This window comes from Streptomyces dioscori, from assembly GCF_003024195.1.
Classification (GTDB): Bacteria; Actinomycetota; Actinomycetes; order Streptomycetales; family Streptomycetaceae; genus Streptomyces; species Streptomyces dioscori.
The window spans coordinates 61,793-85,291 of record NZ_KZ679056.1; the positions used below are offsets into that span (position 1 = coordinate 61,793).

General features: G+C 69.6%; 23 protein-coding genes. 8 read left to right on the forward strand and 15 right to left on the reverse strand.

Annotated elements, in window-relative coordinates:
• Window positions 1–88 precede the first annotated feature (88 nt).
• Window positions 89–1,336: an ABC transporter ATP-binding protein gene (locus C6Y14_RS36955; protein ID WP_107021280.1), complete on the forward strand. Its 1,248-nt coding sequence runs from the start codon at window positions 89–91 to the stop codon at window positions 1,334–1,336.
• Window positions 1,333–2,178: an ABC transporter permease gene (locus tag C6Y14_RS36960; RefSeq protein WP_107021281.1), complete on the forward strand. Its 846-nt coding sequence runs from the start codon at window positions 1,333–1,335 to the stop codon at window positions 2,176–2,178. Before C6Y14_RS36955 ends, C6Y14_RS36960 begins: the two co-directional genes overlap by 4 nt.
• Window positions 2,179–2,209: 31 nt before the next feature.
• Here the strand turns inward: C6Y14_RS36960 and C6Y14_RS36965 are convergent, their stop codons facing one another.
• The gene (locus C6Y14_RS36965; protein ID WP_107021282.1) at window positions 2,210–2,539 is read right to left on the reverse strand and encodes an ATP/GTP-binding protein; all 330 of its coding nucleotides are present in this window, start codon (window positions 2,537–2,539) and stop codon (window positions 2,210–2,212) included.
• Between the two features lie 218 nt (window positions 2,540–2,757).
• Here C6Y14_RS36965 and C6Y14_RS36970 point away from each other — a divergent pair, with 218 nt between their 5' ends.
• Window positions 2,758–3,792: an LLM class flavin-dependent oxidoreductase gene (locus C6Y14_RS36970; protein WP_107021283.1), complete on the forward strand. Its 1,035-nt coding sequence runs from the start codon at window positions 2,758–2,760 to the stop codon at window positions 3,790–3,792.
• Between the two features lie 151 nt (window positions 3,793–3,943).
• On the opposite strand, the gene C6Y14_RS36975 is transcribed toward C6Y14_RS36970, so the two are convergent.
• Window positions 3,944–4,336: an SCO5389 family protein gene (locus C6Y14_RS36975; RefSeq protein WP_107021284.1), complete on the reverse strand. Its 393-nt coding sequence runs from the start codon at window positions 4,334–4,336 to the stop codon at window positions 3,944–3,946.
• A 299-nt stretch (window positions 4,337–4,635) separates the two neighbouring features.
• On the opposite strand from C6Y14_RS36975, the gene nucS reads away from it, so the two are divergent.
• Window positions 4,636–5,307, forward strand: coding sequence for an endonuclease NucS (nucS, locus tag C6Y14_RS36980; protein ID WP_107021285.1), 672 nt, complete (start codon window positions 4,636–4,638; stop codon window positions 5,305–5,307).
• Between the two features lie 131 nt (window positions 5,308–5,438).
• Here nucS and C6Y14_RS36985 read toward each other — a convergent pair whose 3' ends face one another.
• The 3 genes from C6Y14_RS36985 to C6Y14_RS36995 all read right to left on the reverse strand — a co-directional run bounded on the left by C6Y14_RS36985 (window position 5,439) and on the right by C6Y14_RS36995 (window position 9,665).
• On the reverse strand, window positions 5,439–8,045 hold the full coding sequence (locus C6Y14_RS36985; protein ID WP_107021286.1) for an ATP-binding protein: 2,607 nt from the start codon (window positions 8,043–8,045) through the stop codon (window positions 5,439–5,441).
• Window positions 8,046–8,306: 261 nt separating this feature from the next.
• Window positions 8,307–8,630, reverse strand: coding sequence for an STAS domain-containing protein (locus C6Y14_RS36990; protein WP_107021287.1), 324 nt, complete (start codon window positions 8,628–8,630; stop codon window positions 8,307–8,309).
• Between the two features lie 186 nt (window positions 8,631–8,816).
• Window positions 8,817–9,665 carry a 3-hydroxyacyl-CoA dehydrogenase family protein gene (locus C6Y14_RS36995; protein ID WP_107021288.1) on the reverse strand — a complete coding sequence of 283 codons (849 nt, stop codon included), beginning with the start codon at window positions 9,663–9,665 and terminating at the stop codon, window positions 8,817–8,819.
• A gap of 379 nt (window positions 9,666–10,044) precedes the next feature.
• Between C6Y14_RS36995 and C6Y14_RS37000 the strand changes: the two genes are divergently transcribed.
• The gene (locus tag C6Y14_RS37000) at window positions 10,045–10,620 is read left to right on the forward strand and encodes a cob(I)yrinic acid a,c-diamide adenosyltransferase (RefSeq protein ID WP_107021289.1); all 576 of its coding nucleotides are present in this window, start codon (window positions 10,045–10,047) and stop codon (window positions 10,618–10,620) included.
• Between the two features lie 195 nt (window positions 10,621–10,815).
• On the opposite strand, the gene C6Y14_RS37005 is transcribed toward C6Y14_RS37000, so the two are convergent.
• The gene (locus C6Y14_RS37005; protein WP_107021290.1) at window positions 10,816–11,382 is read right to left on the reverse strand and encodes a hypothetical protein; all 567 of its coding nucleotides are present in this window, start codon (window positions 11,380–11,382) and stop codon (window positions 10,816–10,818) included.
• Window positions 11,383–11,534: 152 nt separating this feature from the next.
• Here C6Y14_RS37005 and C6Y14_RS37010 point away from each other — a divergent pair, with 152 nt between their 5' ends.
• The 3 genes from C6Y14_RS37010 (at window position 11,535) to C6Y14_RS37020 (ending at window position 15,373) form a co-directional block, all read left to right on the forward strand.
• On the forward strand, window positions 11,535–12,773 hold the full coding sequence (locus C6Y14_RS37010; RefSeq protein WP_107021291.1) for a sensor histidine kinase: 1,239 nt from the start codon (window positions 11,535–11,537) through the stop codon (window positions 12,771–12,773).
• A 14-nt stretch (window positions 12,774–12,787) separates the two neighbouring features.
• Entirely contained in the window at window positions 12,788–13,429 is a 642-nt protein-coding gene (locus tag C6Y14_RS37015) for a response regulator (protein WP_107021418.1), read from the forward strand.
• 105 nt (window positions 13,430–13,534) lie between these two features.
• Window positions 13,535–15,373: a glycoside hydrolase family 18 chitinase gene (locus C6Y14_RS37020; RefSeq protein WP_107021292.1), complete on the forward strand. Its 1,839-nt coding sequence runs from the start codon at window positions 13,535–13,537 to the stop codon at window positions 15,371–15,373.
• 162 nt (window positions 15,374–15,535) lie between these two features.
• Here the strand turns inward: C6Y14_RS37020 and C6Y14_RS37025 are convergent, their stop codons facing one another.
• From C6Y14_RS37025 to atpB, 9 genes are all read right to left on the reverse strand, one after another.
• The gene (locus C6Y14_RS37025) at window positions 15,536–15,982 is read right to left on the reverse strand and encodes a DUF2550 domain-containing protein (protein ID WP_107021293.1); all 447 of its coding nucleotides are present in this window, start codon (window positions 15,980–15,982) and stop codon (window positions 15,536–15,538) included.
• 128 nt (window positions 15,983–16,110) lie between these two features.
• Window positions 16,111–16,485 carry a F0F1 ATP synthase subunit epsilon gene (locus tag C6Y14_RS37030; protein WP_107021294.1) on the reverse strand — a complete coding sequence of 125 codons (375 nt, stop codon included), beginning with the start codon at window positions 16,483–16,485 and terminating at the stop codon, window positions 16,111–16,113.
• 129 nt (window positions 16,486–16,614) lie between these two features.
• On the reverse strand, window positions 16,615–18,051 hold the full coding sequence (gene atpD / locus C6Y14_RS37035; RefSeq protein WP_107021295.1) for a F0F1 ATP synthase subunit beta: 1,437 nt from the start codon (window positions 18,049–18,051) through the stop codon (window positions 16,615–16,617).
• Window positions 18,052–18,969, reverse strand: coding sequence for a F0F1 ATP synthase subunit gamma (locus C6Y14_RS37040; protein ID WP_107021296.1), 918 nt, complete (start codon window positions 18,967–18,969; stop codon window positions 18,052–18,054).
• Window positions 18,970–18,989: 20 nt separating this feature from the next.
• The gene (gene atpA, locus C6Y14_RS37045) at window positions 18,990–20,582 is read right to left on the reverse strand and encodes a F0F1 ATP synthase subunit alpha (protein ID WP_107021297.1); all 1,593 of its coding nucleotides are present in this window, start codon (window positions 20,580–20,582) and stop codon (window positions 18,990–18,992) included.
• Between the two features lie 161 nt (window positions 20,583–20,743).
• The gene (locus tag C6Y14_RS37050) at window positions 20,744–21,559 is read right to left on the reverse strand and encodes a F0F1 ATP synthase subunit delta (protein ID WP_107021298.1); all 816 of its coding nucleotides are present in this window, start codon (window positions 21,557–21,559) and stop codon (window positions 20,744–20,746) included.
• Window positions 21,556–22,110 (reverse strand): F0F1 ATP synthase subunit B, encoded by a 555-nt coding sequence (locus C6Y14_RS37055; protein ID WP_107021299.1) that lies wholly within the window; start codon window positions 22,108–22,110, stop codon window positions 21,556–21,558. Before C6Y14_RS37055 ends, C6Y14_RS37050 begins: the two co-directional genes overlap by 4 nt.
• 44 nt (window positions 22,111–22,154) lie before the next feature.
• The gene (locus C6Y14_RS37060) at window positions 22,155–22,391 is read right to left on the reverse strand and encodes an ATP synthase subunit c family protein (protein WP_067273352.1); all 237 of its coding nucleotides are present in this window, start codon (window positions 22,389–22,391) and stop codon (window positions 22,155–22,157) included.
• Window positions 22,392–22,465: 74 nt separating this feature from the next.
• Window positions 22,466–23,302: a F0F1 ATP synthase subunit A gene (gene atpB / locus C6Y14_RS37065; RefSeq protein WP_199855002.1), complete on the reverse strand. Its 837-nt coding sequence runs from the start codon at window positions 23,300–23,302 to the stop codon at window positions 22,466–22,468.
• Window positions 23,303–23,499: the final 197 nt, after the last annotated feature.

Below are 23,499 nucleotides of genomic sequence, written 5' to 3' on the forward strand. Positions count from 1 at the left end.
TGAAGGGAACCGTCAGCGCCCCGATATCCTCCTAACCCTTACGGGGGCGTGTGCCCCGACGTCCTGAACCTTTCGATGGGTGCGGAGAATGATCGAGGCAGTCGGCCTGACGAAGCGCTACGGCGACAAGACGGCCGTGTACAACCTTTCCTTCCAGGTCAGGCCGGGCTCGGTCACCGGCTTCCTCGGCCCCAACGGGTCGGGCAAGTCCACGACCATGCGGATGATTCTCGGGCTGGACAACCCCAGTGCCGGGCAGGTGACGATCGGCGGCTACTCGTACCGCAAACTGCCCAACGCCCCGCGCCAGGTCGGCGCGCTGCTCGACGCCAAGGCCGTGCACGGCGGCCGGCACGCCCGCAACCACCTGCTGTGCCTGGCGCAGCTGTCGGGCATCCCCGCCCGCCGGGTGGACGAGGTGCTCGGCGTCGTGGGCCTCCAGGACGTGGCGAAAAAGCGCTCCAAGGGTTTCTCGCTCGGCATGGGCCAGCGGCTCGGCATCGCGGCCGCGCTGCTCGGCGACCCGCAGGTGCTCCTCTTCGACGAGCCGGTCAACGGACTCGACCCCGAGGGCATCCTCTGGGTGCGCAACCTGATGAAGTCGCTGGCCGCGGAGGGCCGGACCGTCTTCGTCTCCTCGCACCTGATGAGCGAGATGGCCGTCACGGCGGACCATCTCATCGTGATCGGCCGCGGCCAGCTGCTGGCCGACATGAGCGTGCGCGACTTCATCTCGCACAACTCGGCCGACTTCGCACGGGTGCGCACCCCCGGGACCGACCCCGCCCAGCGCGAGAAGCTGACGGCCGCGCTCACCGAGGCGGGCGGTCAGGTGCTGCCCGAGCAGGACGGCGCGCTGCGCGTCACCGGGCTGCCGCTCCCCCGCATCAGCGACCTCGCCCACGACGCCGACGTACGGCTGTGGGAGCTCTCCCCGCACCAGGCCTCGCTGGAGGAGGCGTACATGCGGATGACGCAGGGCGCCGTCGACTACCGCTCCACCACCGACCAGCGCGCGGGCCTGCAGCAGCAGTTGCCGCCGGGGGCCGTGCCGCCGCAGATGCCGGTGCCGGGGCAGGGCCAGCCGGGCTGGTACGCGCCGCCGCCGCCCCAGCAGGGCGGGCAGCCGTTCGCGATGCCCCAGGGACAGCCGCCCGCGGGCCCCTACGGCGCTCCGGGCGTCCCGGGCGCCGGGGAGCCCAACCCGTACGCCCAGCCCGCTCAGCCGGCCCCTGCGCAGTCCGCTCCCGCGCAGCCCGCTCCCGTACAGCCGTCGGCCGCCCCCGCGCAGCCCTCCGCCGCCCCCGACCTGACCAAGCCCGAGGACGCCCGATGAGCACGCCCCAGCCGCAGACGCACCAGCAGGCCGCCCCTGCCCCGAACTGGCAGTCGGCGCCCGGGACTTCGTACACCTCGCCGATTCCGGTCACGCGCACCCATCTCGGGCACGCGCTCACCTCGGAGTGGACGAAGATCAAGTCGGTGCGCTCCACGATGTGGACGCTCGGCGTGTTCCTGCTCCTGGTCGTGGGGATCGGCCTGCTCGTCGCCGCCCAGACGAACGACAACGACTACGCGGACGTCCCCTACACGATCCCCGCGTTCTTCGGGCTGATCCTCGGGCAGATCTGCCTGATCACCCTGGGTGTGCTGGTGGTCTCGTCCGAGTACGGCACGGGCATGATCCGTACGACGTTCACGGCCTCGCCCCAGCGCCACCGGGTGCTCACCGCGAAGCTGCTGATCTTCTTCGTCGTCGCGTTCGTCGTGTCGGCGCTGGCCATCGGATTCGTCGGCCTGGTCACCTCGGGCATGCACGGCGGGGCCTCGGACAACGAGTGGGGCGGGACCGTCCTGAAGGGCGCGCTGTACGTGTCGCTGCTCGGCGTGCTCGCGCTCGCCGTGGGCTCCATGCTGCGGCACTCCGCGGGCGCGATCACCGCGATGCTCGGCCTGGTGCTGGTCCCGGCGATCCTGCCGGCGTTCCTGATGATGTCCGAGAGCCTGCGCACGGTCGGCGACAAGATGATGGACTACAACGCCCCGAACGCGCTCGCCAAGATCTTCGAGATCGACTCCGAGAACGGTGGCGGCACCTCGCAGCTCGTCCTGCTCATCGGGGTGACCGCGGCGGCGATCGCGGGCGCGTACGTGCTCCTTGAGCGACGGGACGTCTGAGCTCCGCAGAGCCGACGCGCCTGCCGGGGTGCTAGAACCTCGGCGCGTTCCGGGACCGCTGCACCCTCGTGGTGCGGCGGTCCTTCGCGTTCCAGCACGACTTGTGCCAGTGGCGGCGCTCGTCCACCCCGGAGTGCTCGGGCCAGGCGACCACGTGCGGGACGCCGGAGGGAATCTGCTGGTCGCAGCCCGGGCAGCGGTAGGTCTTGCCCTGCGCGCTCGCGCCCGCCACGTGCCGTACGCTCCAGGACTCGCCCTGCCAGCTCTCGGCCGACTGCCAGCCGCCGTACCGGTCGGACGGATCCTCGTCCGCGTTCCGGCCGGAGCCACCGACGTGGGGACGGTTGCGACGCGGGGACACAGGACACCTCACGGAGCTATACAGGGAGCAGGGGCTGCGTCCAGCCTACGCGGAGCTCCCAGGGGTACGCGTACGTCACCAATCCCCACAGACCTCCCGCACGGTCGGCTCATTCTCCAGACAATCCGCCAATCTCCCCGCCAAGCCGTGTCTTTGGCACGTGTCAGACGGTTATGCGGGATGGGGGAGCCTCATCGGCGCAAGGAGGCAGGAGCGCGATGCGCGTAGGAAGTTTCGTTCTGGCGGCCCAGTTTCCCGGTCAGGGACAGGGCGAGGCGCTGCACCGTGCGGTGCGGTCGGCGGAGGTCGCCGAGGAGGCCGGGCTCGACACGGTATGGCTGGCCGAGCACCACTTCGTGCCGTACGGGACGTGCCCGTCGGCCGTGACGCTGGCGGCTCTGCTGCTGGGCCGCACCCGGCGGATCCGCGTCGGCACGGCGGTCAGCGTGCTGCCCACCGTGCACCCGGTGGCACTCGGCGAACAGGCCGCGCTGCTGCACGTGACCTCGGGCGGACGTTTCTCGCTCGGGGTGGGCCGCGGCGGACCGTGGGTCGATCTGGAGGTCTTCGGAACGGGCCTCGAAGCGTACGAACACGGGTTCCCGGAATCACTCGATCTGCTGATGAGCTGGCTGCGCCGGCCGTCCGTGGCGGGCGGCTCCGAGCGTTTCGGCTTCCGTGAGGTCGCGGTCGTACCGCGGCCCTCGGAGGCCCTGTCGGGCGGTGAGAGCCCCGAGGTCGTCGTCGCGTGCACCTCGCCGTCGAGCGTCAGGATGGCCGCCGAGCGCGGGCTCCCGATGCTCCTCGGCATGCACGTGGGGGACGAGGAGAAGGCCGAGATGGTCGCGCTGTGGCGTACGTACGCGCTCGCCGCGGGGCACTCCCCCGACGACCTCGCGGTCGCCGGCGCCTCCCATGTGTCGGCCGGTGTCGCACAGATCGCGGACCGGCGGACGGACGCCGTCGAGACGCTGCAGAAGGCCATGCCGGGCTGGCTGCGGCAGGGGCTCGAAGCCCATGTGACGGTGGACGACCGCAAGCGCTCGATGCGCGACCCCGCGGCCTACACCGAACTCCTGTGCGGGCTGCACCCGGTGGGCACTCCCCGACTGTGCGCGGACCGCCTCGCGGCGACCTCCGAGCGCACGGGGATCACCCGCTTCGCGCTCCTCGTGGAGGGCTCCGGCGATCTGGCCGCCACGGAGGAGAACGTACGGCGGCTGGGGGACGAGGTACTGCCACGGCTCCGGTGATCAGCACACCGGCGCACCTGACCGGGACCACCGCACCCCGCCGACGCGGACCCGTGGCCCGGGCCGGACAGGCCCGAGCCGCGGGAAGCCTGCCGCTCCCGTACAGAACACCTCCCGCGTACGGAGCGGCAAGCAGGGTGGCATCACCGCATCAGCAGTCCCGGAACTCCGGCGACTGGTTCAGCAGCTGACTGCGCACCGACGTGAAGCGGGTCAGGGTGTCGTCCACCGAGCCGTCCAGTGGGAACACTGCCACCCGGTGGCAGTTCTGGAAGGCCAGCCTCACCCCGAAGTGCCGCTGCAACGCACCTCGTATCGCGTCACTCGCGAGGGCTCGCAGCAGCTGGCCCCGCGCCTGCTCGTCCGGCGGAGGCGTCTGGTTGTCGGCGAAGTTGCCGCCGTCCACCTTCAGCTGAGCCACCAGGGAGCTGATCATCTCCCATGCGTAGGGCAGGGAGGTCCGGACGCAGTCGACGAATTCCGCTTCGTCGACCTCGCCTCGCTCGGCCTTTTCGAGTAGGGCCGGTGAGACGTCCAGCGACATGGGTTCTCCTCTCGCACCCCCTCGGCAGAGGGGGTTGACGGACAGGGAAGGGGACCGCGATACCGAACACGCTGAGTACATGCATCGCGACCTCCCGTTTATACGGTAGGCAACTGTTCGTGGCCGCACCAGGACATTGAGCACACAGCGAAGACCCAACGTGCACACAACCGGCCACTTTCGAACAGGGCTTATACGGGGAAACAGGGGCGACAGGGAAGACGGCGGGAAAGGCTCCGGTCAACGGGCGTCCTGGCCGGATCGCGCCGACCCGTGCCGGTCGAGTAGCGTTGCCGACCATGCGTCTCGTCATTGCCCGCTGCTCCGTTGACTACGCGGGCCGGCTCACCGCCCATCTCCCGTCGGCCCCCCGTCTCATCCTCGTGAAGGCGGACGGCAGCGTCTCGATCCACGCGGACGACCGGGCCTACAAGCCCCTCAACTGGATGTCGCCGCCCTGCACCCTGAAGGAGGGTTCGGGGGACGACGAGGGCGTGTGGACCGTCATCAACAAGGCGGGCGAGAAGCTCATCATCACCATGGAGGAGGTCCTCCACGACTCCTCGCACGAGCTCGGCGTCGACCCCGGCCTGATCAAGGACGGCGTGGAAGCACACCTGCAGGAGCTGCTCGCCGACCGGATCGAGATCCTCGGCGAGGGCTACTCGCTGATCCGCCGCGAGTACATGACGGCCATCGGCCCGGTCGACATCCTGTGCCGCGACGCGGACGGCAAGACCGTCGCCGTGGAGATCAAGCGGCGCGGCGAGATCGACGGCGTGGAGCAACTGACGCGCTACCTGGACCTGTTGAACCGCGACCCGCATCTCGCGCCGGTCCGCGGCATCTTCGCCGCGCAGGAGATCAAGCCGCAGGCCCGCGTCCTCGCCACGGACCGGGGCATCGGCTGCACGGTCCTCGACTACAACGCGATGCGGGGCATCGAGGACGACAAGCTGCGGCTGTTCTGACTCGGGCCGGATCTGTTCGTACGGCATGACGGTGGGCCGGGACCTTTCACAGGTCCCGGCCCACCGTCATGCCGTGCCGTCGCGGACTAGGAGGCTTGCGTATAGAAGCCCTGTCCGCGCCTCTCCCCGCCTCAGATCACCGTCGGCGACCCGGACGTGCCGCCGCTCGCGGAACTGCTGCTGGTGGCCGGGCTGGACGCGGGGCCACTGGCCGAGTCGGAGGTCGACGGGGTGGACGGCGGGGTCTCGCTGGGCTCCCCGGAGGGCTCGGACTCGGTCGGCGTCGGAGTGGGTGTGGAACTCGTCGGCGGCTTCGTCGTGTCCGACGGCTTCGGCGAAGTCGGCGGCCTGGTGGTCGACGGCGGCTTCGTCGTGGACTTGGTCGGGCTCGGTTCCTTCGACCCGCTCGGGTCGTCCGACGGCTCGCCGGTCGACGTCGGGGTCGGGTCGTCCGAGGTCCCGAGGACGCCGTCCTCCCCCGGGTCGGTCGGCCGGGCGGTCGACTCCACGTCGCTGCTGCCCTTCTTCGGCCGGTCCGCGCCGAGCCCTTCGCCGTCGTCGTCCGCGCTGGCCGACGGGGTGACGCCGACCTTCTCCGACGGGGTGTTGTCGTCGGGGTTGGAGGTCGCGCCGAGCGTCACCACCGTGCCGAGCACGGCCGCGAGCAGGGCGCCCGCCCCGGCGGCCACCAGATTGCGCCGGGTGCCGTTGACCAGGCCCTTCACCCCGCCCGCCGGTCCCGTTCCGGTCTTCGCCGAGGAGCCGGACCCGCTGCGGTGCGTGATCAGTGTGGCGGGCTCGCCGGGTCCCTGCAGCGAGGGGACCGGCGCGAGCGCGGCCGGTACACCGCCGGGCGGGGACGCCGACTCCTCGTACCGCGCGTCGGGCACCTCCTCGCCGGACGTCGAGCCGACCCCCGCGGGCAGTGCCGGGAGTCCCCCCTGCCCGAACGAGGCCGGGAGGCTGGAGAAGCCCGAGCGGTCCGCGACCAGGGCCAGGGCGCGCCGCCCCGCGACGGTGCCGCGCTTGTCGGCGAGAGCGCCGCGCAGGCCGACCGAGGCCTCCAGTTCGGCGCGGGCCCGGTCGAGTTGTCCGCCGCAGAGCGCGAGGATGCCCAACTCGTGGTGGAAATAGGCTTGATCCGAGACCTCCCCGGCGAGCCGGGCGGCCTCGCTCCCGGAGCGCAGCGCGCGCTCCCAGGCGCTCCAGTGCAGTCCCGCGGCGAAGGCGGGCGCGGCGGTCCGGGCCAGTTCCACCGCCGTGGCGTTCTCCTCGTCCTCGGCCGGCGGCACGGTCAGCGGTACCAGGGCGGCCAGTGCGGCGAGCACGGCGTCCGCCTCCGCGCAGACCCGCTCCGGGGTGACGGACGGGTGCCCGGCCCACCAGGCGTAGTGCCGGGCGGCGGCGCGGGCGGTCCCCTCGGCGTCATCGGCGTATCCGGCGCTCTCCAGCTGGGTCTGCACCCCGGCCGCGAGCCGGTAGTGCGAGCCGACCGGGGTGACGAGCGCGCAGCCGACGAGCTCCGAGAGCGCGGCGTCCGCGTGCGTGTGCCCCACGATGGCGGGCAGATGCGCCTGGTGCGGCACCTCGCCGCCCAGGGCGACGGCGAAGCGCAGGGTGGCGCGGGCCGACTCGCTGAGCCGGGAGGCGAGCAGTGCGGCGGGCGCGGCGCCCTCGGCGAGCGAGGGCAGCGGCACCTCCTGCCGGTCCTCGGTGCCGGACCCGCCGGTGGAGGCGTCCACGGATGCGTCCGGGTAGGTCTCCGAGGGCGCGTCGTCGTACTCGCCGGAGTAGCGGCCGAAGTCGTCGAAGGCCTCCGGGTCGGTGCTCAGCTGGTCGCGCTGGCGCAGCAGGGCGCCGGCCTGGACGAAGCGCAGCGGGAGCCCTTCGGACTCGAACCAGAGGTCGCCCGCCCAGTTGGCCTCCTCCTCGGTCAGGACGCGGCCGACGGCACGCTCCAGCAGTTCGAGTCCGCCGGCGCGGCCGAGACCGCCGAGGAAGACCTCTTCGAGGAGCGAGTCGGCGGCCGGCGCGGCGATCTCGGGCGTCGCGGAGACCAGGAAGGCGCACTCGGGTGTGGCGTCGAGCAGGTCTTCGAGCGCGTTGCCGCCGAACTCCACGTCGTCCAGGACGACGACCGCGCCGATCTCGTGGACGAGTGCGAGCAGTTCGTCCTGTTCCGGCCGGTACAGCGGGGCGTCGTAGACGGTGGCGAAGAGTTCGTGCAGCAGATCGTCGGCCGTGCGGCGGTGGCCGCTGAGACGGATCACGCCGTCGGGCGCGAGGTCCGCGCAGTCGTCGGCGACGGCGTCCAGCAGAACGGTGCGGCCCGAGCCCGAGGGCCCGGTGAGCCGTACGGACCGGCCGCGCGCGAGCAGCCGTACGAGCCGCTCACGCTCCTCCTGGCGCTCCAGGAGCGGCAGTCCGGGCCCCGGTGCCCCGGGCGGGACGGGCGGCCGTGCGGAGCGGGTGTGCTCGGTCCGCTCGGCGGCGCTGAACTTCGTGGGCCGCGGCGGCCGCTCGCCCGGCGGGCAGAGCTCGATCTCGCTGCCGTCGACGGGGTTGACGGTGAGCAGATGGTCGCCCGCGACCAGCTGGACGGTGCGGGCGGGTGCGGGTGTGTGCTGGACGCCACCCTGCCCCAGCGCGTGCGTCAATGGCTCGCGCGGTGGGCGCTGTCGTGGCGCCGAGTCGTCGTCGTGACCGTGGTCTTCGGGTCCCCGGTTGTTCGGGTCCATAGGTCCAAGCCCCCCAAAAGCGTCGTGTGCGAGCCCCCTCCGGCCTGCCGCACACTGCGCTGTCGCTTCTGGTCCGGTGCCCACTGACGGGTTCATCAACACGCGGGCACGCGAACCCTAAACCTTCGCACAGTATCTACGAACACACGGGGTACCGCGCCGTCCGAGACGTCACAGCTTCGTGAGGATTGTTCGCGAGGTACGGGTTTCGTACGCCGCTTCCGATCCGATCTTCGCCGTTTGCGGCAGTGACGCGAAGCCTCACACCCGGGGCAGTGACTCGACCCCGATACCGCCCTCGATCGCCAGGATGCGGTGGAGGCGGGTGGCCACCAGCAGGCGCTGCATCTGCGGCTTGACGCCGCGCAGCACAAGCCTCCGGCCGCACCGCCCCGCCCGCCGGTGGGCCCCCATGATGACACCGAGTCCGGTGGCGTCCCAGGAGTCCAGCTCTGACAGGTCGAGCACCAGGTCGCCGACGCCGTCGTCGATGGCCGTGTGCAGGACCGTACGGGCGTCCGCCGCGCTGCGGACGTCGAGGCGGCCCCCGACGACCAGCTCGGCGTGGTCGCCCCTGATGTGCATATGCGCTCCCCGAGAGTGCGTTTTTCGTACTCGGCGTCTTCGTCTGTCCTGTGGTGCGAGGTGTTGCCAGGACTGACTGCCGTACCAGGGCAGAAGTTGCCGTCCGTGAGCGAACCGATACCCAAATCACCCTGACGAGTGACGGTGTGACGGGTCGTGGTTCACCACGCGGAGCCGGTACGTGTGTCAGTACGTGTAGAAGCCCTGCCCGCTCTTGCGTCCGATGTCACCGGCGTCAACCATCCGGCGCATCAGTTCCGGCGGGGCGAACTTCTCGTCCTGGGACTCGGTGTAGATGTTGCTCGCCGCGTGCAGCAGGATGTCGACACCCGTGAGGTCGGCGGTGGCGAGCGGTCCCATGGCGTGACCGAAGCCCAGTTTGCAGGCCAGGTCGATGTCCTCGGCGGTGGCCACGCCCGACTCGTACAGCTTGGCCGCCTCGACGACGAGTGCCGAGATGAGCCGGGTGGTGACGAAGCCGGCCACGTCGCGGTTGACGACGATGCAGGTCTTGCCGACCGACTCGGCGAACTCCCGGGCGGTGGCGAGCGCTTCGTCGCTGGTCTTGTAGCCGCGGACCAGCTCGCAGAGCTGCATCATCGGCACCGGCGAGAAGAAGTGGACGCCGACGACCCGCTCCGGGCGCTCGGTGGCCGCCGCGATCTTGGTGATCGGGATGGCGGAGGTGTTGGAGGCGAGTACGGTCTCGTCCTTCACCAGCCTGTCGAGCGTACGGAAGATCTCGTGCTTGACTTCCAGCTTCTCGAACACGGCCTCGACGACGATGTCGACGTCGGCGACCGCGTCCAGGTCGGTGGTCGTGCTGATGCGGCCCAGCGCCTCCTCGGCGGCGCCCGCGTCCAGCTTGCCCTTGCTCACGAACTTGTCGTACGAGGCCTTGATGCCGTCGGTGCCACGGGTCAGCGCCGCGTCGGTGACATCCCGCAGGACGACGTCCCAGCCCGCCTGCGCGGCGACCTGGGCGATACCGGACCCCATGAGTCCGGCTCCGATGACGGCGAGCTTCCCTGCCACTGTCCGACTCCCCTGCTGCTTCACGACCGGCTTCGACATCGCGAGAGCGCCCCGAACAACACGTCTTCGAGTTGCCTCTCCGGCGGACCATAGCGCTCGTGAGGTGCCGTGTGACCGCTAAGTAATGCGCGTCACGTCTCATCTGACGGACATCACACCGGCCGGCTCATTCCGCCGCCCGTACGGCGTAGTTGAGGACCTTCTCCCTCAAAAGGTCCGCCGGCCGTCCGGCGGTGCCGGCACCTCGCGGGAGACCTCGGCCGGCCCGCGTCCGGCGATCGGCCCGGGCTTCGGACCGTCCGGGGCGGCGGCGGCCGACTCGCCGTGACAGTGGGCACACGCGTCTTCCGAACGGCCGGGACATAACTACGCTGGCCGCATGGTCAATCTGACGCGCATCTACACCAGGACCGGCGACCAGGGCACGACCGCTCTCGGCGACATGAGCCGCACCGCCAAGACGGATCCGCGGATCTCGGCGTACGCCGACGCCAACGAGGCGAACGCGGCCCTCGGCACGGCGATCGCCCTCGGCAACCTCGACGAGGAGATCGTGAAGGTCCTCTCCCGCGTCCAGAACGACCTGTTCGACGTGGGGGCGGACCTGTCGACGCCGGTCGTCGAGAACCCCGAGTTCCCGCCGCTGCGCGTCGAGCAGTTCTACATCGACAAGCTGGAGGCGGACTGCGACCGCTTCAATGAGCGGCTGGAGAAGCTGCGCTCCTTCATCCTCCCCGGCGGCACGCCCGGAGCGGCCCTGCTCCACCAGGCCTGCACGGTGGTCCGCCGGGCGGAACGCTCGACGTGGACGGCCATGGAATCCCACGCGGAGGTGATGAACCCCCTCACAGCCACCTACCTCAACCGCCTCTCGGACCTCCTCTTCATCCTGGCCCGATCGGCGAACAAGGAGGTGGGGGACGTGCTGTGGATCCCGGGCGGCGACCGAGACTAGAGGCGCGCCCTTCAGGGGCGCGGGAAACGGCGCAATCCTGTCGTCTTTCGTCTTCAGGGACGCGGGGAACGGCGCAGCCTTGTCGTCTTTCGTCTTCAGGGGCGCGGGGAACGGCGCAATCCTGTCGCCCTCAAGGGGCGCGGGGAACTGCGCGGCCAACCCCCACCGGACCCGCACCCAAGAACGCACCCCAGCTCACCGCTTCACCGAGCCCGCCGCAGGCGCCGGCGCCGGCGCCTTCTTCGGAAACACCAGATACGTCAACGCGATCACCCCGTGGATCCCGGCAGCCCGCCACGCCACATACCGCCAGCTCTCCAGCGAAGACACCCGCCCCGCATCCCCGACGTACCAGATCGCGATCTGAAGCAGAGCCGTGGCGACGGCAGCCCCCACCACCGTCCCGAGCCACACCCGCCCCTCATGCCGCGCCCGAGCCATCCCGTACTTCGGCGCCCCGGCCGGCCGAGGCCCCCCGCCGAGCCGATGCGCCGCGTGCCCGTCGAGCCACGTCACGGTCCGGTGCCCGTGCCCGACGGTGTACCCGATGTACAGCGCGGCCAGCCCGTGCGTCCAGTTCGGCTCGGCCCCGGCCTTGAGATCCAGCGCGGTGACCACGAGCAGTACGACCTCAAGCAGCGGCTCGCACAGCAGCAGCGCGAGGCCCGTGCGGGGCATCCTCAGCAGATAGCGGAAGGCGAGCCCCCCGGCCAGCAGCACCCAGAAGCCGACCTCGCACACGACGATCAGCGTGACGACCACGACGAACTCCTCTCGTTCACCCTTCAAGGCTCGCGGGAGAGGCGTCCTCGATCGTCATCGGCAGTGACGAAGTCGCGCTGCATCCTTCGATGTACTCGCGGACCGTCCTGCGGCATCAGGCGCGGCGCAGGCACTACGTGTTGGATGGAGTCATGCCCGTACGCCGCTTCCGCCCGCACCGCGACGACGTACGCATCGCCCTCGCGGGACTGCTCGGCGGACTCGTCCTGTGGAGCACCGGCGTCCACACACGCCCCGCCACCGAGCCGATCGTGCTCTGGCCGGGTCACTGGGTGATCCTCCTGCCGCTGGCCGCGACGGTGGCCTGCGAGCTGCTGCGGCGCACCCGACCGCGCACAGTTCTGCTGATCGGCGTCGCGGCCATGACCCTCGACAGCGTCACCCGGGGCAACCTGGCAACCGTCGTGATGTTCACGGACCTCGTCTACGCCGCCGTGCTGTACGGGCCGCCCGCCACCGCCCGCCGCGTCCTGTGGATCAGCGGCCTGCTCACGGTGCTCGGCACGGTGGTGCCGGTCGCCCTCTGGCGGGAGCCGGAGGCACTGCTGATCGGGGTGGTCATCGGGGTCGTGGCGTTCATGCCCGGTGCCACCGGCTGGGTCGTGCGCAACCACCGCGACGCCGCCGAGTCCGCCCGGCTGCGCGCCGAGCAGACCGCCCTGCTCGCCGAGATCGACCGCGTCCAGGCCGTCACCGCCGAACGTGCCCGGATGGCGCGGGAGCTGCACGACATGGTGGCCAACCACCTGTCGGCGATCGCCATCCACTCCACGGCCGCGCTCTCCCTCGACGACCCGGACACCTCGAAGCAGGCGCTCGGCGTGATCCGCGAGAACAGTGTCGAGGGGCTCGCCGAGATGCGCCGTCTCATCGGCATCCTGCGCGACAGCAGCGGGGACACCGAGCCGGCCGCCGCGCCCACCCTGGACGGGCTCGGCTCCCTCGTCGACCACGCCCGCGCCAACGGCCTCGACGTCACCCTCGACCGCAGGCACACCGCGCTGCCGACCCCGGTCGAGCTGGCCGCCTACCGCATCGTGCAGGAGTCCCTGACCAACGCACTCAAGCACGCCTCCGCGGGCCCGGTCACCGTCTCGCTCGTCCAGCGGGACAATGCTCTGGACGTGTGCGTGACCAGCCCGTTCGGCGGCGCCCGGGACGACGGCCCGCGCGCCCCCGGCTCGGGCGCGGGCCTGATCGGGATGCGCGAGCGGGTCGCCCTGCTGCAGGGCACGTTCGAAGCAGGACCCGAAGTCGGACCCGAGGCAGGACCCGAAGTCGCACGGGGCGCCGGACGGGAGGGCGCGGCCGGCGGCAGGAGCTGGGCCGTCCGCGCCACCTTCCCGATCACCGTAGGAGAAACCGCATGACCCGCGTGACCCGCGTGATCCGCGTGCTCGTCGCCGAGGACCAGTCCGCCGTACGCGCCGGTCTCGTCCTCATCCTGGGCAGCGCCCCCGACATCGAGGTGGTCGGCGAGGCCGCGGACGGCGAGCAGGCGGTGGCCATGGCCAGGGAGCTGCGCCCCGACCTGGTCCTGATGGACGTCCAGATGCCGCGCCTGGACGGTGTCGCCGCCACCCGCCAGGTCGTCGGGGAAGGCCTCGCCGACGTCCTCGTACTGACCACGTTCGACCTCGACGCGTACGTGTTCGGCGCGCTGCGCGCGGGCGCCGCCGGCTTTCTGCTGAAGAACACCGAGGCCCGCCAACTCATCGAGGCGGTCCGCACGGTGGCGGGCGGCGAGGGACTGATCTCGCCCGCGGTCACCCGTCGGCTGATCGCCGAGTTCGCCGCACGCCCCGTCCGCGAACCGTCGGCGGACCCCTCGGTCCTGGACGCGCTGACCCGGCGCGAACGGGAGGTCCTCTCCTGCCTGGGCGAGGGCCTGTCCAATGCGGAGGTCGGGGTGCGCCTCGACATGGCGGAGGCGACGGTGAAGACACACGTCAGCCGCCTCCTGGGAAAGCTGGGACTGCGCAGCCGGGTGCAGGCGGCCGTGCTGGCACAGGAGTTGGGCGTGTAACAACTGGTCGCACCGCGCCCTCACAGTGGTCTGGACCTATTGACCTATGGTCCAGACCTTTCTATTGTCCTGCGCACCTCATAAAACTCCCCCAAGGAGACGCGGATGCGCCTCAGACGCAGACTCGGACACAGAGCCATAGCGGGATTCACCACCCTGCTGCTGCCGTTCGCCGCCCTGGTCGGGCTCGCGAGCCCCGCCTCCGCCGCCACGTCGGCGACCGCCACCTACGCCAAGACCCAGGACTGGGGCTCCGGCTTCGAGGGCAAGTGGACCGTCAAGAACACCGGCACGACGGCCCTCAGCTCCTGGACCGTCGAGTGGGACTTCCCCTCGGGCACCTCGGTCACCTCCGCCTGGGACGCCGACGTCACCAGCTCCGGCACCCACTGGACCGCCAAGAACAAGTCCTGGAACGGCACCCTCGCACCGGGCGCCTCCCTCTCCTTCGGCTTCAACGGCTCGGGCACCGGCTCCCCCGCCAACTGCAAGCTCAACGGCGGCAGTTGTGACGGCGGACCGACCGTCCCCGGCGACAACGCGCCCTCCGCCCCGGGCAAGCCGACCGCCTCCGACGTCACCAACACCTCGGTGAAGCTCGCCTGGAGCGCGGCCACCGACGACAAGGGCATCAAGAACTACGACGTCCTGCGCGACGGCGCCAAGGTCGCCACGGTGACCGGGACCTCGTACAGCGACTCCGGTCTGACCGCCGGCACCGACTACTCGTACACCGTGCAGGCGCGTGACACGGCCGACCAGACCGGTCCGGTCAGCGGCGCGACCGCCGTGCGCACCACGGGCGGCACCACCGACCCGCCGCCCACCGGCGACAAGGTCAAGCTCGGCTACTTCACCGAGTGGGGCGTCTACGGGCGCAACTACCACGTCAAGAACCTGGTGACGTCGGGCTCGGCCGCCAAGATCACCCACATCAACTACGCGTTCGGCAACGTCAAGAACGGGCAGTGCACCGTCGACGACACCTACGCCGCGTACGACAAGGCCTACACCGCCGACCAGTCCGTCAGCGGCACCGCCGACAGCTGGGACCAGCCGCTGCGCGGCAACTTCAACCAGCTGCGCCAGCTGAAGGCCAAGTACCCGCACATCAAGGTGCTGTACTCCTTCGGCGGCTGGACCTACTCCGGCGGCTTCGGCCAGGCCGCGCAGAACCCGGCCGCGTTCGCCAAGTCCTGCAAGGCCGTCGTCGAGGACCCGCGCTGGGCCGACGTCTTCGACGGCATCGACATCGACTGGGAGTACCCGAACGCCTGTGGCCTGAGCTGCGACACGTCCGGCTTCAGCTCCTTCAAGACCCTCAGCCAGGCGCTGCGCACCGAGTTCGGCTCCAACTACCTGGTCACCGCGGCCATCACGGCGGACGGCTCGTCCGGCGGCAAGATCGACGCGGCCGACTACGGCGGCGCCAGCGCGAGCCTCGACTGGTACAACGTGATGACGTACGACTACTTCGGCGCCTTCGACGCGGACGGTCCGACCGCCCCGCACTCGCCGCTGACCTCGTACAGCGGCATCCCGGCGGCCGGCTTCAACTCGGCCGACGCCATCGCCAAGCTCAAGAGCAAGGGCGTACCCGCGAAGAAGCTGCTGCTCGGCATCGGCTTCTACGGGCGCGGCTGGACCGGCGTCACCCAGGCCGCCCCCGGCGGTGCGGCGACCGGCGCGGCACCCGGCACGTACGAGGCGGGCATCGAGGACTACAAGATCCTCAAGAGCTCCTGCCCCGCCACCGGCACGATCGCCGGCACGGCCTACGCCTACTGCGGCAACAACTGGTGGAGCTACGACACCCCGGCCACCATAGGCTCCAAGATGACCTGGGCCAAGAACCAGGGCCTGGGCGGCGCGTTCTTCTGGGAGTTCAGCGGCGACACCACGAACGGCGAACTGGTGACAGCCATCAACAACGGCCTCAACTAACAACCCCGTAAGGGGGCGCGGGTGCGCGCCCCCTTGAAGGCCGCAGGGACCGCAGGCCCCTTAAGGGGCGCGGGGAACTGCGCGGCCAGCCCCCACCGGCCCGCAGACAACCCCCCGACCCCCGCGGCGTAAGCCAAAACCGCCCGGGCAGCAAGTGAATGGTTAAGCCACATTCACCCGCTGCCCGGGCGGCGCGGCTTCAAGCCAAGCCAAGAACCCGGTCAACGCATCCTCGCTCATGGCGAGTTCAAGCCGCGTCCCACGATGAACGCAGGTCAAGATGATCGCGTCGGACAGCAACGCAAGCTCTTCCTCGCCCTCAGGCGCCCGCCGCCCCGCGACCTCGATCGCCGAGCGTTCGAGAACCCGCCGCGGCCGAAGCGCGTACGAGAAGACGCGGAACCACTCGATCCGGTCACCGCTGTAGCGGGCGATGCCATAACCCCAGCCCTTGCCGCTCGTGTCGGTCTTCTCCGGGACGTCCCACCGGAGGCTGCAGTCGAAGGTGCCGCCCGACCGCTGGATCACTCTGCGACGCAGGCCGAAGACGAAGAGTCCGAGGGCCACCAGTACTACTACCGACCCGACCACAGTCAGAGCGAGGACCATCGACACCGACCTCCTCGTCTCCTAGGTAACGGAAAGGAAAAAAGCACCCGCATCGCCTCAGCCGCGACCCGGTCCGGAAAAGCTCCGGTCCTGGCCGCGGCTGAGTCACTTCCTTCTGCGCGCTGGTCTCAGTGCGCAGACACCGCCCGCAGTCGGACGTCCGCGCGACGCTCGGCGGACGCGTCGGCGTCCGACTTGGCGCGCTCGAACGCCCGCTCCGCACGCTGGACGTCGATCTCGTCCGACAGCTCGGCGATCTCGGCCAGCAGCGACAGCTTGTTGTCCGCGAAAGAGATGAAACCGCCGTGCACCGCGGCGACGACCGTTCCACCATCACTCGTACGGATGGTCACCGGGCCCGACTCCAGCACACCGAGCAGCGGCTGGTGACCGGGCATGACGCCGATGTCGCCGGACGTGGTACGCGCGACGACCAGGGTGGCCTCGCCGGACCAGACACTGCGGTCCGCGGCGACGAGCTCGACATGCAGCTCAGCAGCCAAGGTGGGCTCCTCGGGTCACCACCCGGCGTTCGCTGCCGGGTGTTGGGTCAAAGTCTAATGGGCGTAGTGAGAGGGGCGGGACCCGCCCCGCGAGGCACGGCCCCGCCCCTGTCACTCAGAACGCGAGGTTCAGCTGACGCCGAGTTCCTTGGCGTTGGCCTTCAGGTCCTCGATGCCACCGCACATGAAGAACGCCTGCTCCGGGAAGTGGTCGTACTCCCCGTCGATGATCGAGTTGAACGCCGCGATGGACTCCTCCAGCGGAACGTCCGACCCGTCCACACCGGTGAACTGCTTGGCGGCGTGGGTGTTCTGGGACAGGAAGCGCTCCACACGACGGGCACGGTGGACGACGAGCTTGTCCTCCTCGCCCAGTTCGTCGATACCGAGGATCGCGATGATGTCCTGGAGGTCCTTGTACTTCTGCAGGACCGTCTTGACGCGCATGGCGGCGTCGTAGTGGTCCTGCGCGATGTAGCGCGGGTCCAGGATGCGGGACGTGGAGTCCAGCGGGTCCACGGCCGGGTAGATGCCCTTCTCGGAGATCGGACGGGAGAGCACCGTCGTCGCGTCGAGGTGGGCGAACGTGGTGGCCGGGGCCGGGTCGGTCAGGTCGTCCGCGGGAACGTAGATCGCCTGCATCGACGTGATCGAGTGACCACGCGTCGAGGTGATGCGCTCCTGCAGCTGACCCATCTCGTCGGCCAGGTTCGGCTGGTAACCCACCGCGGACGGCATACGGCCGAGCAGGGTGGAGACCTCGGAACCGGCCTGCGTGAAGCGGAAGATGTTGTCGATGAAGAACAGCACGTCCTGCTTCTGCACATCGCGGAAGTACTCCGCCATGGTCAGACCGGCCAGGGCCACGCGCAGACGGGTGCCCGGGGGCTCGTCCATCTGACCGAAGACAAGAGCGGTCTTGTCGAGAACACCGCTCTCTTCCATCTCCGCGATGAGGTCGTTGCCCTCACGCGTGCGCTCACCGACACCCGCGAAGACGGAGACGCCCTCGTGGAGGTTGGCGACACGCATGATCATTTCCTGGATCAGCACGGTCTTGCCGACACCGGCACCACCGAACAGACCGATCTTGCCGCCCTTGACGTACGGGGTCAGCAGGTCGACGACCTTCAGGCCCGTCTCGAACATCTCGGTCTTCGACTCAAGCTGGTCGAACGCGGGAGCCTTGCGGTGGATGGTCCACCGGTCGCCCTCGTAGGCCTCGTCGGAGTTCAGGACCTCGCCGAGGGTGTTGAACACCTTGCCCTTGGTGAAGTCACCGACGGGGACGGAGATGCCCGTGCCCGTGTCGGTCACCGCGGCCTGGCGGACCAGACCGTCGGTGGGCTGCATGGAGATGGTGCGGACCAGACCGTCACCCAGGTGCTGGGCGACCTCAAGGGTCAGCGTCTTCTTCTCGCCGGCGTTGGCCGGGTCGGCCACCTCGACGTGAAGGGCGTTGTAGATCTCCGGCATGGCGTCGACGGGGAATTCCACGTCGACGACCGGGCCGATGACCCGGGCGACGCGGCCCGTGGCAACGGCCGTCTCAACTGTCGTCGTCATTTACCTGTCACTCCCCGCGGTCGCGTCGGCCAGCGCTGCGGTGCCACCGACGATCTCGCTGATTTCCTGGGTGATTTCGGCCTGGCGGGCCGCGTTGGCAAGTCGGGAGAGTGAAGTGATCAGGTCTCCCGCGTTGTCGGTCGCCGACTTCATCGCGCGGCGGGTGGCGGCGTGCTTGGAGGCAGCCGACTGGAGCAGCGCGTTGTAGATACGGCTCTCGACGTACCGCGGCAGAAGGGCGTCCAGGACGTCCTCCGCCGACGGCTCGAAGTCGTAGAGCGGGAGGATCTCGTCCTTGCTGGACGACTCCTCCGCAACCTCTTCGAGGCTGAGCGGCAGCAGACGGCTGTCGACAGCCGTCTGCGTCATCATCGAGACGAACTCGGTGTAGACGATGTGGATCTCGTCCACGCCGCCCTCCGCCGTCTCCTTCTCGATGGCCTCGATCAGCGGAACGGCGACGTTCTTCGCGTCCGCGTACGAGGGCTCGTCGGTGAAGCCCGCCCACGATTCCGAGACCTTGCGCTCACGGAAGTTGTAGTGGGCGAGACCGCGGCGGCCGACGATGTACGTGTCGACCTCCTTGCCCTCGGCCACCAGACGGGCGGTCAGCTGCTCCGCCGCCTTGATGGCGTTGGAGTTGAAGGCGCCGGCCAGTCCGCGGTCGCTCGTGAGGAGCAGTACCGCGGCACGGGTCGCCGTCTCAGCCTCCGTGGTCAGCGGGTGCTTGGTGTTCGAACCGGTCCCGACCGCCGTGACCGCGCGGGTGAGCTCGGTCGCGTACGGCGTGGAGGCCCGTACCTTGCGCTGCGCCTTGACGACACGCGAGGCGGCGATCATCTCCATCGCCTTGGTGATCTTCTTGGTCGCGGTGACGGATTTGATGCGACGCTTGTAGACCCGGAGCTGGGCTCCCATGAGTCAGGTCCCTTCCGTCGTCACTTGCCCGCAGCGGCAGGGGTGTCCTCGCCGAGCAGCTTGCCGTCCGACGTCTCGAACTGCTTCTTGAAGTCCGCGATCGCGTCGGCGATGGCCTGCAGGGTGTCGTCCGACATCTTGCCGCCCTCCTTGATGGAGGTCATGAGGCCCTGCTCCTTGCGGTGCAGGTACTCAAGCAGCTCCTTCTCGAAGCGGCGGATGTCGGCGACCGGAACCTCGTCCATCTTGCCGGTGGTGCCTGCCCACACGGAGACGACCTGGTCCTCGGTGGCCATCGGCTGGTACTGAGCCTGCTTGAGCAGCTCGACCATCCGCTGACCGCGGTCCAGCTGCGACTTCGACGCGGCGTCCAGGTCGGAACCGAAGGCGGCGAACGCCTCCAGCTCACGGAACTGGGCGAGGTCCACGCGCAGTCGGCCGGAGACCTGCTTCATCGCCTTGTGCTGCGCGGAACCACCGACTCGGGAGACGGAGATACCGACGTTCAGCGCGGGGCGCTGACCGGCGTTGAAGAGGTCCGACTCCAGGAAGCACTGGCCGTCGGTGATGGAGATGACGTTGGTCGGGATGAACGCCGAGACGTCGTTGGCCTTCGTCTCGACGATCGGCAGACCGGTCATCGAGCCCGCGCCCAGCTCGTCCGAGAGCTTCGCGCAACGCTCAAGGAGACGGGAGTGCAGGTAGAAGACGTCACCGGGGTAGGCCTCGCGCCCCGGCGGACGGCGGAGCAGCAGGGACACGGCGCGGTAGGCGTCGGCCTGCTTCGAGAGGTCGTCGAAGATGATGAGGACGTGCTTGCCCTCGTACATCCACTGCTGGCCGATGGCCGAGCCGGTGTACGGCGCCAGGTACTTGAAGCCGGCCGGGTCGGACGCCGGGGCGGCGACGATGGTCGTGTACTCCAGCGCGCCGGCCTCTTCGAGGGCGCCACGCACGGAGGCGATGGTCGAGCCCTTCTGACCGATGGCGACGTAGACGCAGCGGACCTGCTTCTTCGGGTCGCCGGTGCGCCAGTTGTCACGCTGGTTGATGATCGTGTCGACGGCCAGCGCGGTCTTGCCGGTCTGACGGTCACCGATGACCAGCTGACGCTGGCCACGGCCGATCGGGGTCATGGCGTCGACGGCCTTGTAGCCGGTCTCCATCGGCTCGTGGACCGACTTACGGGCCATGACGCCCGGTGCCTGCAGTTCGAGCGCGCGGCGTCCGGACGTCTCGATCTCGCCGAGACCGTCGATCGGGGCGCCGAGCGGGTCGACAACGCGGCCGAGGTAGCCCTCGCCGACGGCCACGGACAGGACCTCGCCGGTACGCGTGACCGGCTGTCCCTCCTCGATACCGCTGAACTCACCGAGGACGACCGCACCGATCTCGCGCTCTTCCAGGTTCAGCGCGAGACCGAGGGTGCCGTTCTCGAACTTCAGCAGTTCGTTGGCCATGGCCGAGGGCAGGCCCTCGACCTTCGCGATGCCGTCGCCGGCAAGGGTGACCGTACCGACCTCCTCGCGCGAGGCCGCGTCCGGCTTGTACGACTGGACAAAGTTCTCCAGCGCATCCCGGATCTCCTCCGGCCGGATCGTGAGCTCCGCCATCTGGGTTCCCTGCTCTCCTTGTTGGGCCCGAAGTTTTCTTGGGGGGTCTGGGGCTTTTTCCCTCAGCGGCTGCGCCGCGGGCCCCCAGGAATCCTCTGCACGGCCCAACCAGGGCCGTAAGCACTGCGGTGTACTGCTTGTGTACGCGTATTGAATTGCTGCTAGCTCGCCATGCGGCGGCTGACTGCTTCCAGCCGGTCCGCGATGGAGCCGTTGATGATCTCGTCTCCGACCTGCACCCGGATCCCGCCGAGGACCTCGGGGTCCACGTCGAGGTTGAGGTGCATGGGGTGGCCGTAGAGCTTCGCGAGGGCGGCGCCGAGGCGCTGCTTCTGCACGTCGCTCAGCGGAACCGCCGAGGTGACGACGGCGACCATGCGGCTTCGGCGGTCGGCCGCGAGCTTGGACAGGGATTCGAGTCCCGACTCCAGGCTACGTCCCCGGGGCGCGGTCACAAGGCGAGTGACCAGCCGCTCGGTGACGGCGTCGGCCCGGCCGCCGAGCAGGCTGCGCAGCAGCTCGCTCTTGGCCGCGGCGGAGGCGCCGCGGTCGGTCAGCGCCGCACGCAGACCGGTGTCCGAGGCGACGATCCGGCCGAACCGGAACAGCTCGTCCTCGACGTCGTCCAGCCTGCCCAGCCGCTGCGCCGCCGTGAGGTCGGCGGTGTCGGCCAGCTCCTCGACGGAGTCGACCAGGTCACGCGAACGCGACCAGCGGGAACGCACCAGACCGGCCACCAGGTCGGCGGTGGTGCCGCTGACCTGACCGCTGAGGAGCCGCCCGGCCAGCTCGGCCTTCGCCTCGCCGGCCTGCGCCGGGTCGGTGAGGACCCGGCGCAGGGACACCTCACGGTCGAGCAGCGCGGTGACGGAAGCCAGCTCGCCGGCGAGCTGCGCCGCGTCGACGGACGTGGAGTCCGTCAGCGCGTCGAGACGCTCACGTGCGGCGGCCAGCGCGTCGCGGCTCGCTCCGTTCATCGCGTGGCCTCGGCCTTCGAAGCGGTCTCGTCGAGACCGTCGAGGAACCGGTCGATCGTGCGGCTCTGCCGGGCGTGGTCCTCAAGGGACTCGCCGACGAGCTTGCCGGCCAGTTCGGTGGCCAGCTGGCCCACGTCCTGGCGCAGCGCGGACGCGGCGGCCTTGCGGTCGGCGGCGAGCTGCGAGTGACCGGCGGCGATGATTTCCTCACGCTGCCGCTGGCCTTCCGCGCGCATCTCGGCGATGAGCGTGGCACCCTGCTCCTGCGCCTCCTGGCGCAGACGCGCGGCCTCGTGCCGGGCCTCGGCGAGCTGGGCCTTGTACTGCTCCAGCACGCTCTGGGCTTCGGTCTGAGCGGCCTCGGCCTTCTCGATACCGCCCTCGATGGCCTCGCGGCGCTGCTCCAGAACCTTGTTGATGTTCGGGAGCAGCTTCTTGGCGAGGAAGCCGAAGACGATGACGAAGGCGATCAGGCCGATGACCAGCTCGGGAATCGGCGGGATGAGGGGATTTTCCATCTCCTCGGCCGCGACAGTGAGCAGCTGGCTCATATCAGTGCCTTTCGTCTAGTGGGCGGTCTGTCGTGAATCCGACGTCAGACGCCGTAGACGAACGGCATGACCAGACCGATGAGGGCGAGCGCCTCACAGAAGGCGAAGCCGAGAATCTGGTTGGCACGGATCAGGCCGGCAGCCTCGGGCTGACGGGCAAGGGCCTGGGTGCCGTTACCGAAGATGATGCCGACGCCGACGCCGGGGCCGATCGCGGCAAGGCCGTAGCCGATGGAGCCGAGGGAGCCGGAGACAGCGGCGAGGGTCTCAGTGGCAGCCATGCTGATTCTTCCTTCTCTGTACGGACCGGCGGGGGTTGGCCACCGGACGTTTAGGGGGTTTTACCGGGGGTGGCTCAGTGGTGCTCGGCGAGCGCGCCCTGGATGAAGGTGCAGGTAAGAAGCACGAAGACGTATGCCTGCAGGGCCTGGATGAACAACTCGAACGCCGTCATCACGATGACCATGATGAACGAGACGCCCGCGTAGGCGATCCCGATGCCGTTGAGCAGGTACCAGCTGGCGATCGTGAACAGCAGCAGCAGGGTGTGGCCCGCGAACATGTTCGCGAACAGTCGCACCGCGTGCGTGAACGGCCGGACGATCAGGTTCGAGAGGAGCTCGATGCCCATGGCCAGCGGCAGAACCGGGCCCAGCGACTTGTCGTAGCCGGAGAAGTTCTTGAACGCACCGACGAATCCGTGCCGCTTGAAGGTCAGCGAGACCCACAGGACGTACACGATCCCGGCGAGGACCGCGGGGTACGCGATGATCGACGTGACCGGGAACTGTGCGACCGGGACGATCGACCAGATGTTCATCATCCAGATGAAGAAGAACAGCGAGACGATCAGCGGTACGTACTTCTCGCCCTCCTTCTTTCCGATCGTCTCGTAGACGACGCCGCGCCGGACGAAGTCGTATCCGGCCTCGGCGACCATCTGCAGCTTGCCCGGGACGACCTTCGGCTTGCGGAAGGCGGCCCAGAAGAAGCCGATGACGATGACGGAGCCGAGCAGCGCCAGGAGCATCGTCTTGTTGAAATAGACGCTGCTGTCCGCATCGCCCACGAGGGGCTCGAACAGGAACGAGTGCAGGCCGGGAGCCGGGAATCCACAGCCGTCGAAGATGTGGCAGTCGGTCTCGAAGGCGAGCACCTGCGTCGGGTCAGCACTCACCGCGGGCTCCTTCAGCGTGGCGCATAGGTACGGCAACCTCGTTGTGTCGGCGCGGCGCGCAGCCGCGGTTCGGCACTGGACTGGTGTAACGGATGTGAGGGCGGCTGGGGGGCATCAAGCCTCGCGATTGAGCAGGCGTCAGCTCAGATGCCCGCGCCCGCGATGCCGCAGTTGGCACCGGACGATAGCAGGGTCTTCTACGAGCACTTATC

Excerpts from the sequence above, each read along its gene's own strand:
- C6Y14_RS36955 (WP_107021280.1), top strand. The coding sequence starts at position 89 with ATGATCGAGGCAGTCGGCCTGACGAAGCGCTACGGCGACAAGACGGCC.
- C6Y14_RS36960 (WP_107021281.1), top strand. The coding sequence starts at position 1,333 with ATGAGCACGCCCCAGCCGCAGACGCACCAGCAGGCCGCCCCTGCCCCG.
- C6Y14_RS36970 (WP_107021283.1), top strand. The coding sequence starts at position 2,758 with ATGCGCGTAGGAAGTTTCGTTCTGGCGGCCCAGTTTCCCGGTCAGGGA.
- C6Y14_RS36975 (WP_107021284.1), bottom strand. The coding sequence starts at position 4,336 with ATGTCGCTGGACGTCTCACCGGCCCTACTCGAAAAGGCCGAGCGAGGC.
- nucS (WP_107021285.1), top strand. The coding sequence starts at position 4,636 with ATGCGTCTCGTCATTGCCCGCTGCTCCGTTGACTACGCGGGCCGGCTC.
- C6Y14_RS36985 (WP_107021286.1), bottom strand. The coding sequence starts at position 8,045 with ATGGACCCGAACAACCGGGGACCCGAAGACCACGGTCACGACGACGAC.
- C6Y14_RS36990 (WP_107021287.1), bottom strand. The coding sequence starts at position 8,630 with ATGCACATCAGGGGCGACCACGCCGAGCTGGTCGTCGGGGGCCGCCTC.
- C6Y14_RS37000 (WP_107021289.1), top strand. The coding sequence starts at position 10,045 with ATGGTCAATCTGACGCGCATCTACACCAGGACCGGCGACCAGGGCACG.
- C6Y14_RS37010 (WP_107021291.1), top strand. The coding sequence starts at position 11,535 with ATGCCCGTACGCCGCTTCCGCCCGCACCGCGACGACGTACGCATCGCC.
- C6Y14_RS37020 (WP_107021292.1), top strand. The coding sequence starts at position 13,535 with ATGCGCCTCAGACGCAGACTCGGACACAGAGCCATAGCGGGATTCACC.
- C6Y14_RS37025 (WP_107021293.1), bottom strand. The coding sequence starts at position 15,982 with ATGGTCCTCGCTCTGACTGTGGTCGGGTCGGTAGTAGTACTGGTGGCC.
- atpD (WP_107021295.1), bottom strand. The coding sequence starts at position 18,051 with ATGACGACGACAGTTGAGACGGCCGTTGCCACGGGCCGCGTCGCCCGG.
- C6Y14_RS37040 (WP_107021296.1), bottom strand. The coding sequence starts at position 18,969 with ATGGGAGCCCAGCTCCGGGTCTACAAGCGTCGCATCAAATCCGTCACC.
- atpA (WP_107021297.1), bottom strand. The coding sequence starts at position 20,582 with ATGGCGGAGCTCACGATCCGGCCGGAGGAGATCCGGGATGCGCTGGAG.
- C6Y14_RS37050 (WP_107021298.1), bottom strand. The coding sequence starts at position 21,559 with ATGAACGGAGCGAGCCGCGACGCGCTGGCCGCCGCACGTGAGCGTCTC.
- C6Y14_RS37055 (WP_107021299.1), bottom strand. The coding sequence starts at position 22,110 with ATGAGCCAGCTGCTCACTGTCGCGGCCGAGGAGATGGAAAATCCCCTC.
- C6Y14_RS37060 (WP_067273352.1), bottom strand. The coding sequence starts at position 22,391 with ATGGCTGCCACTGAGACCCTCGCCGCTGTCTCCGGCTCCCTCGGCTCC.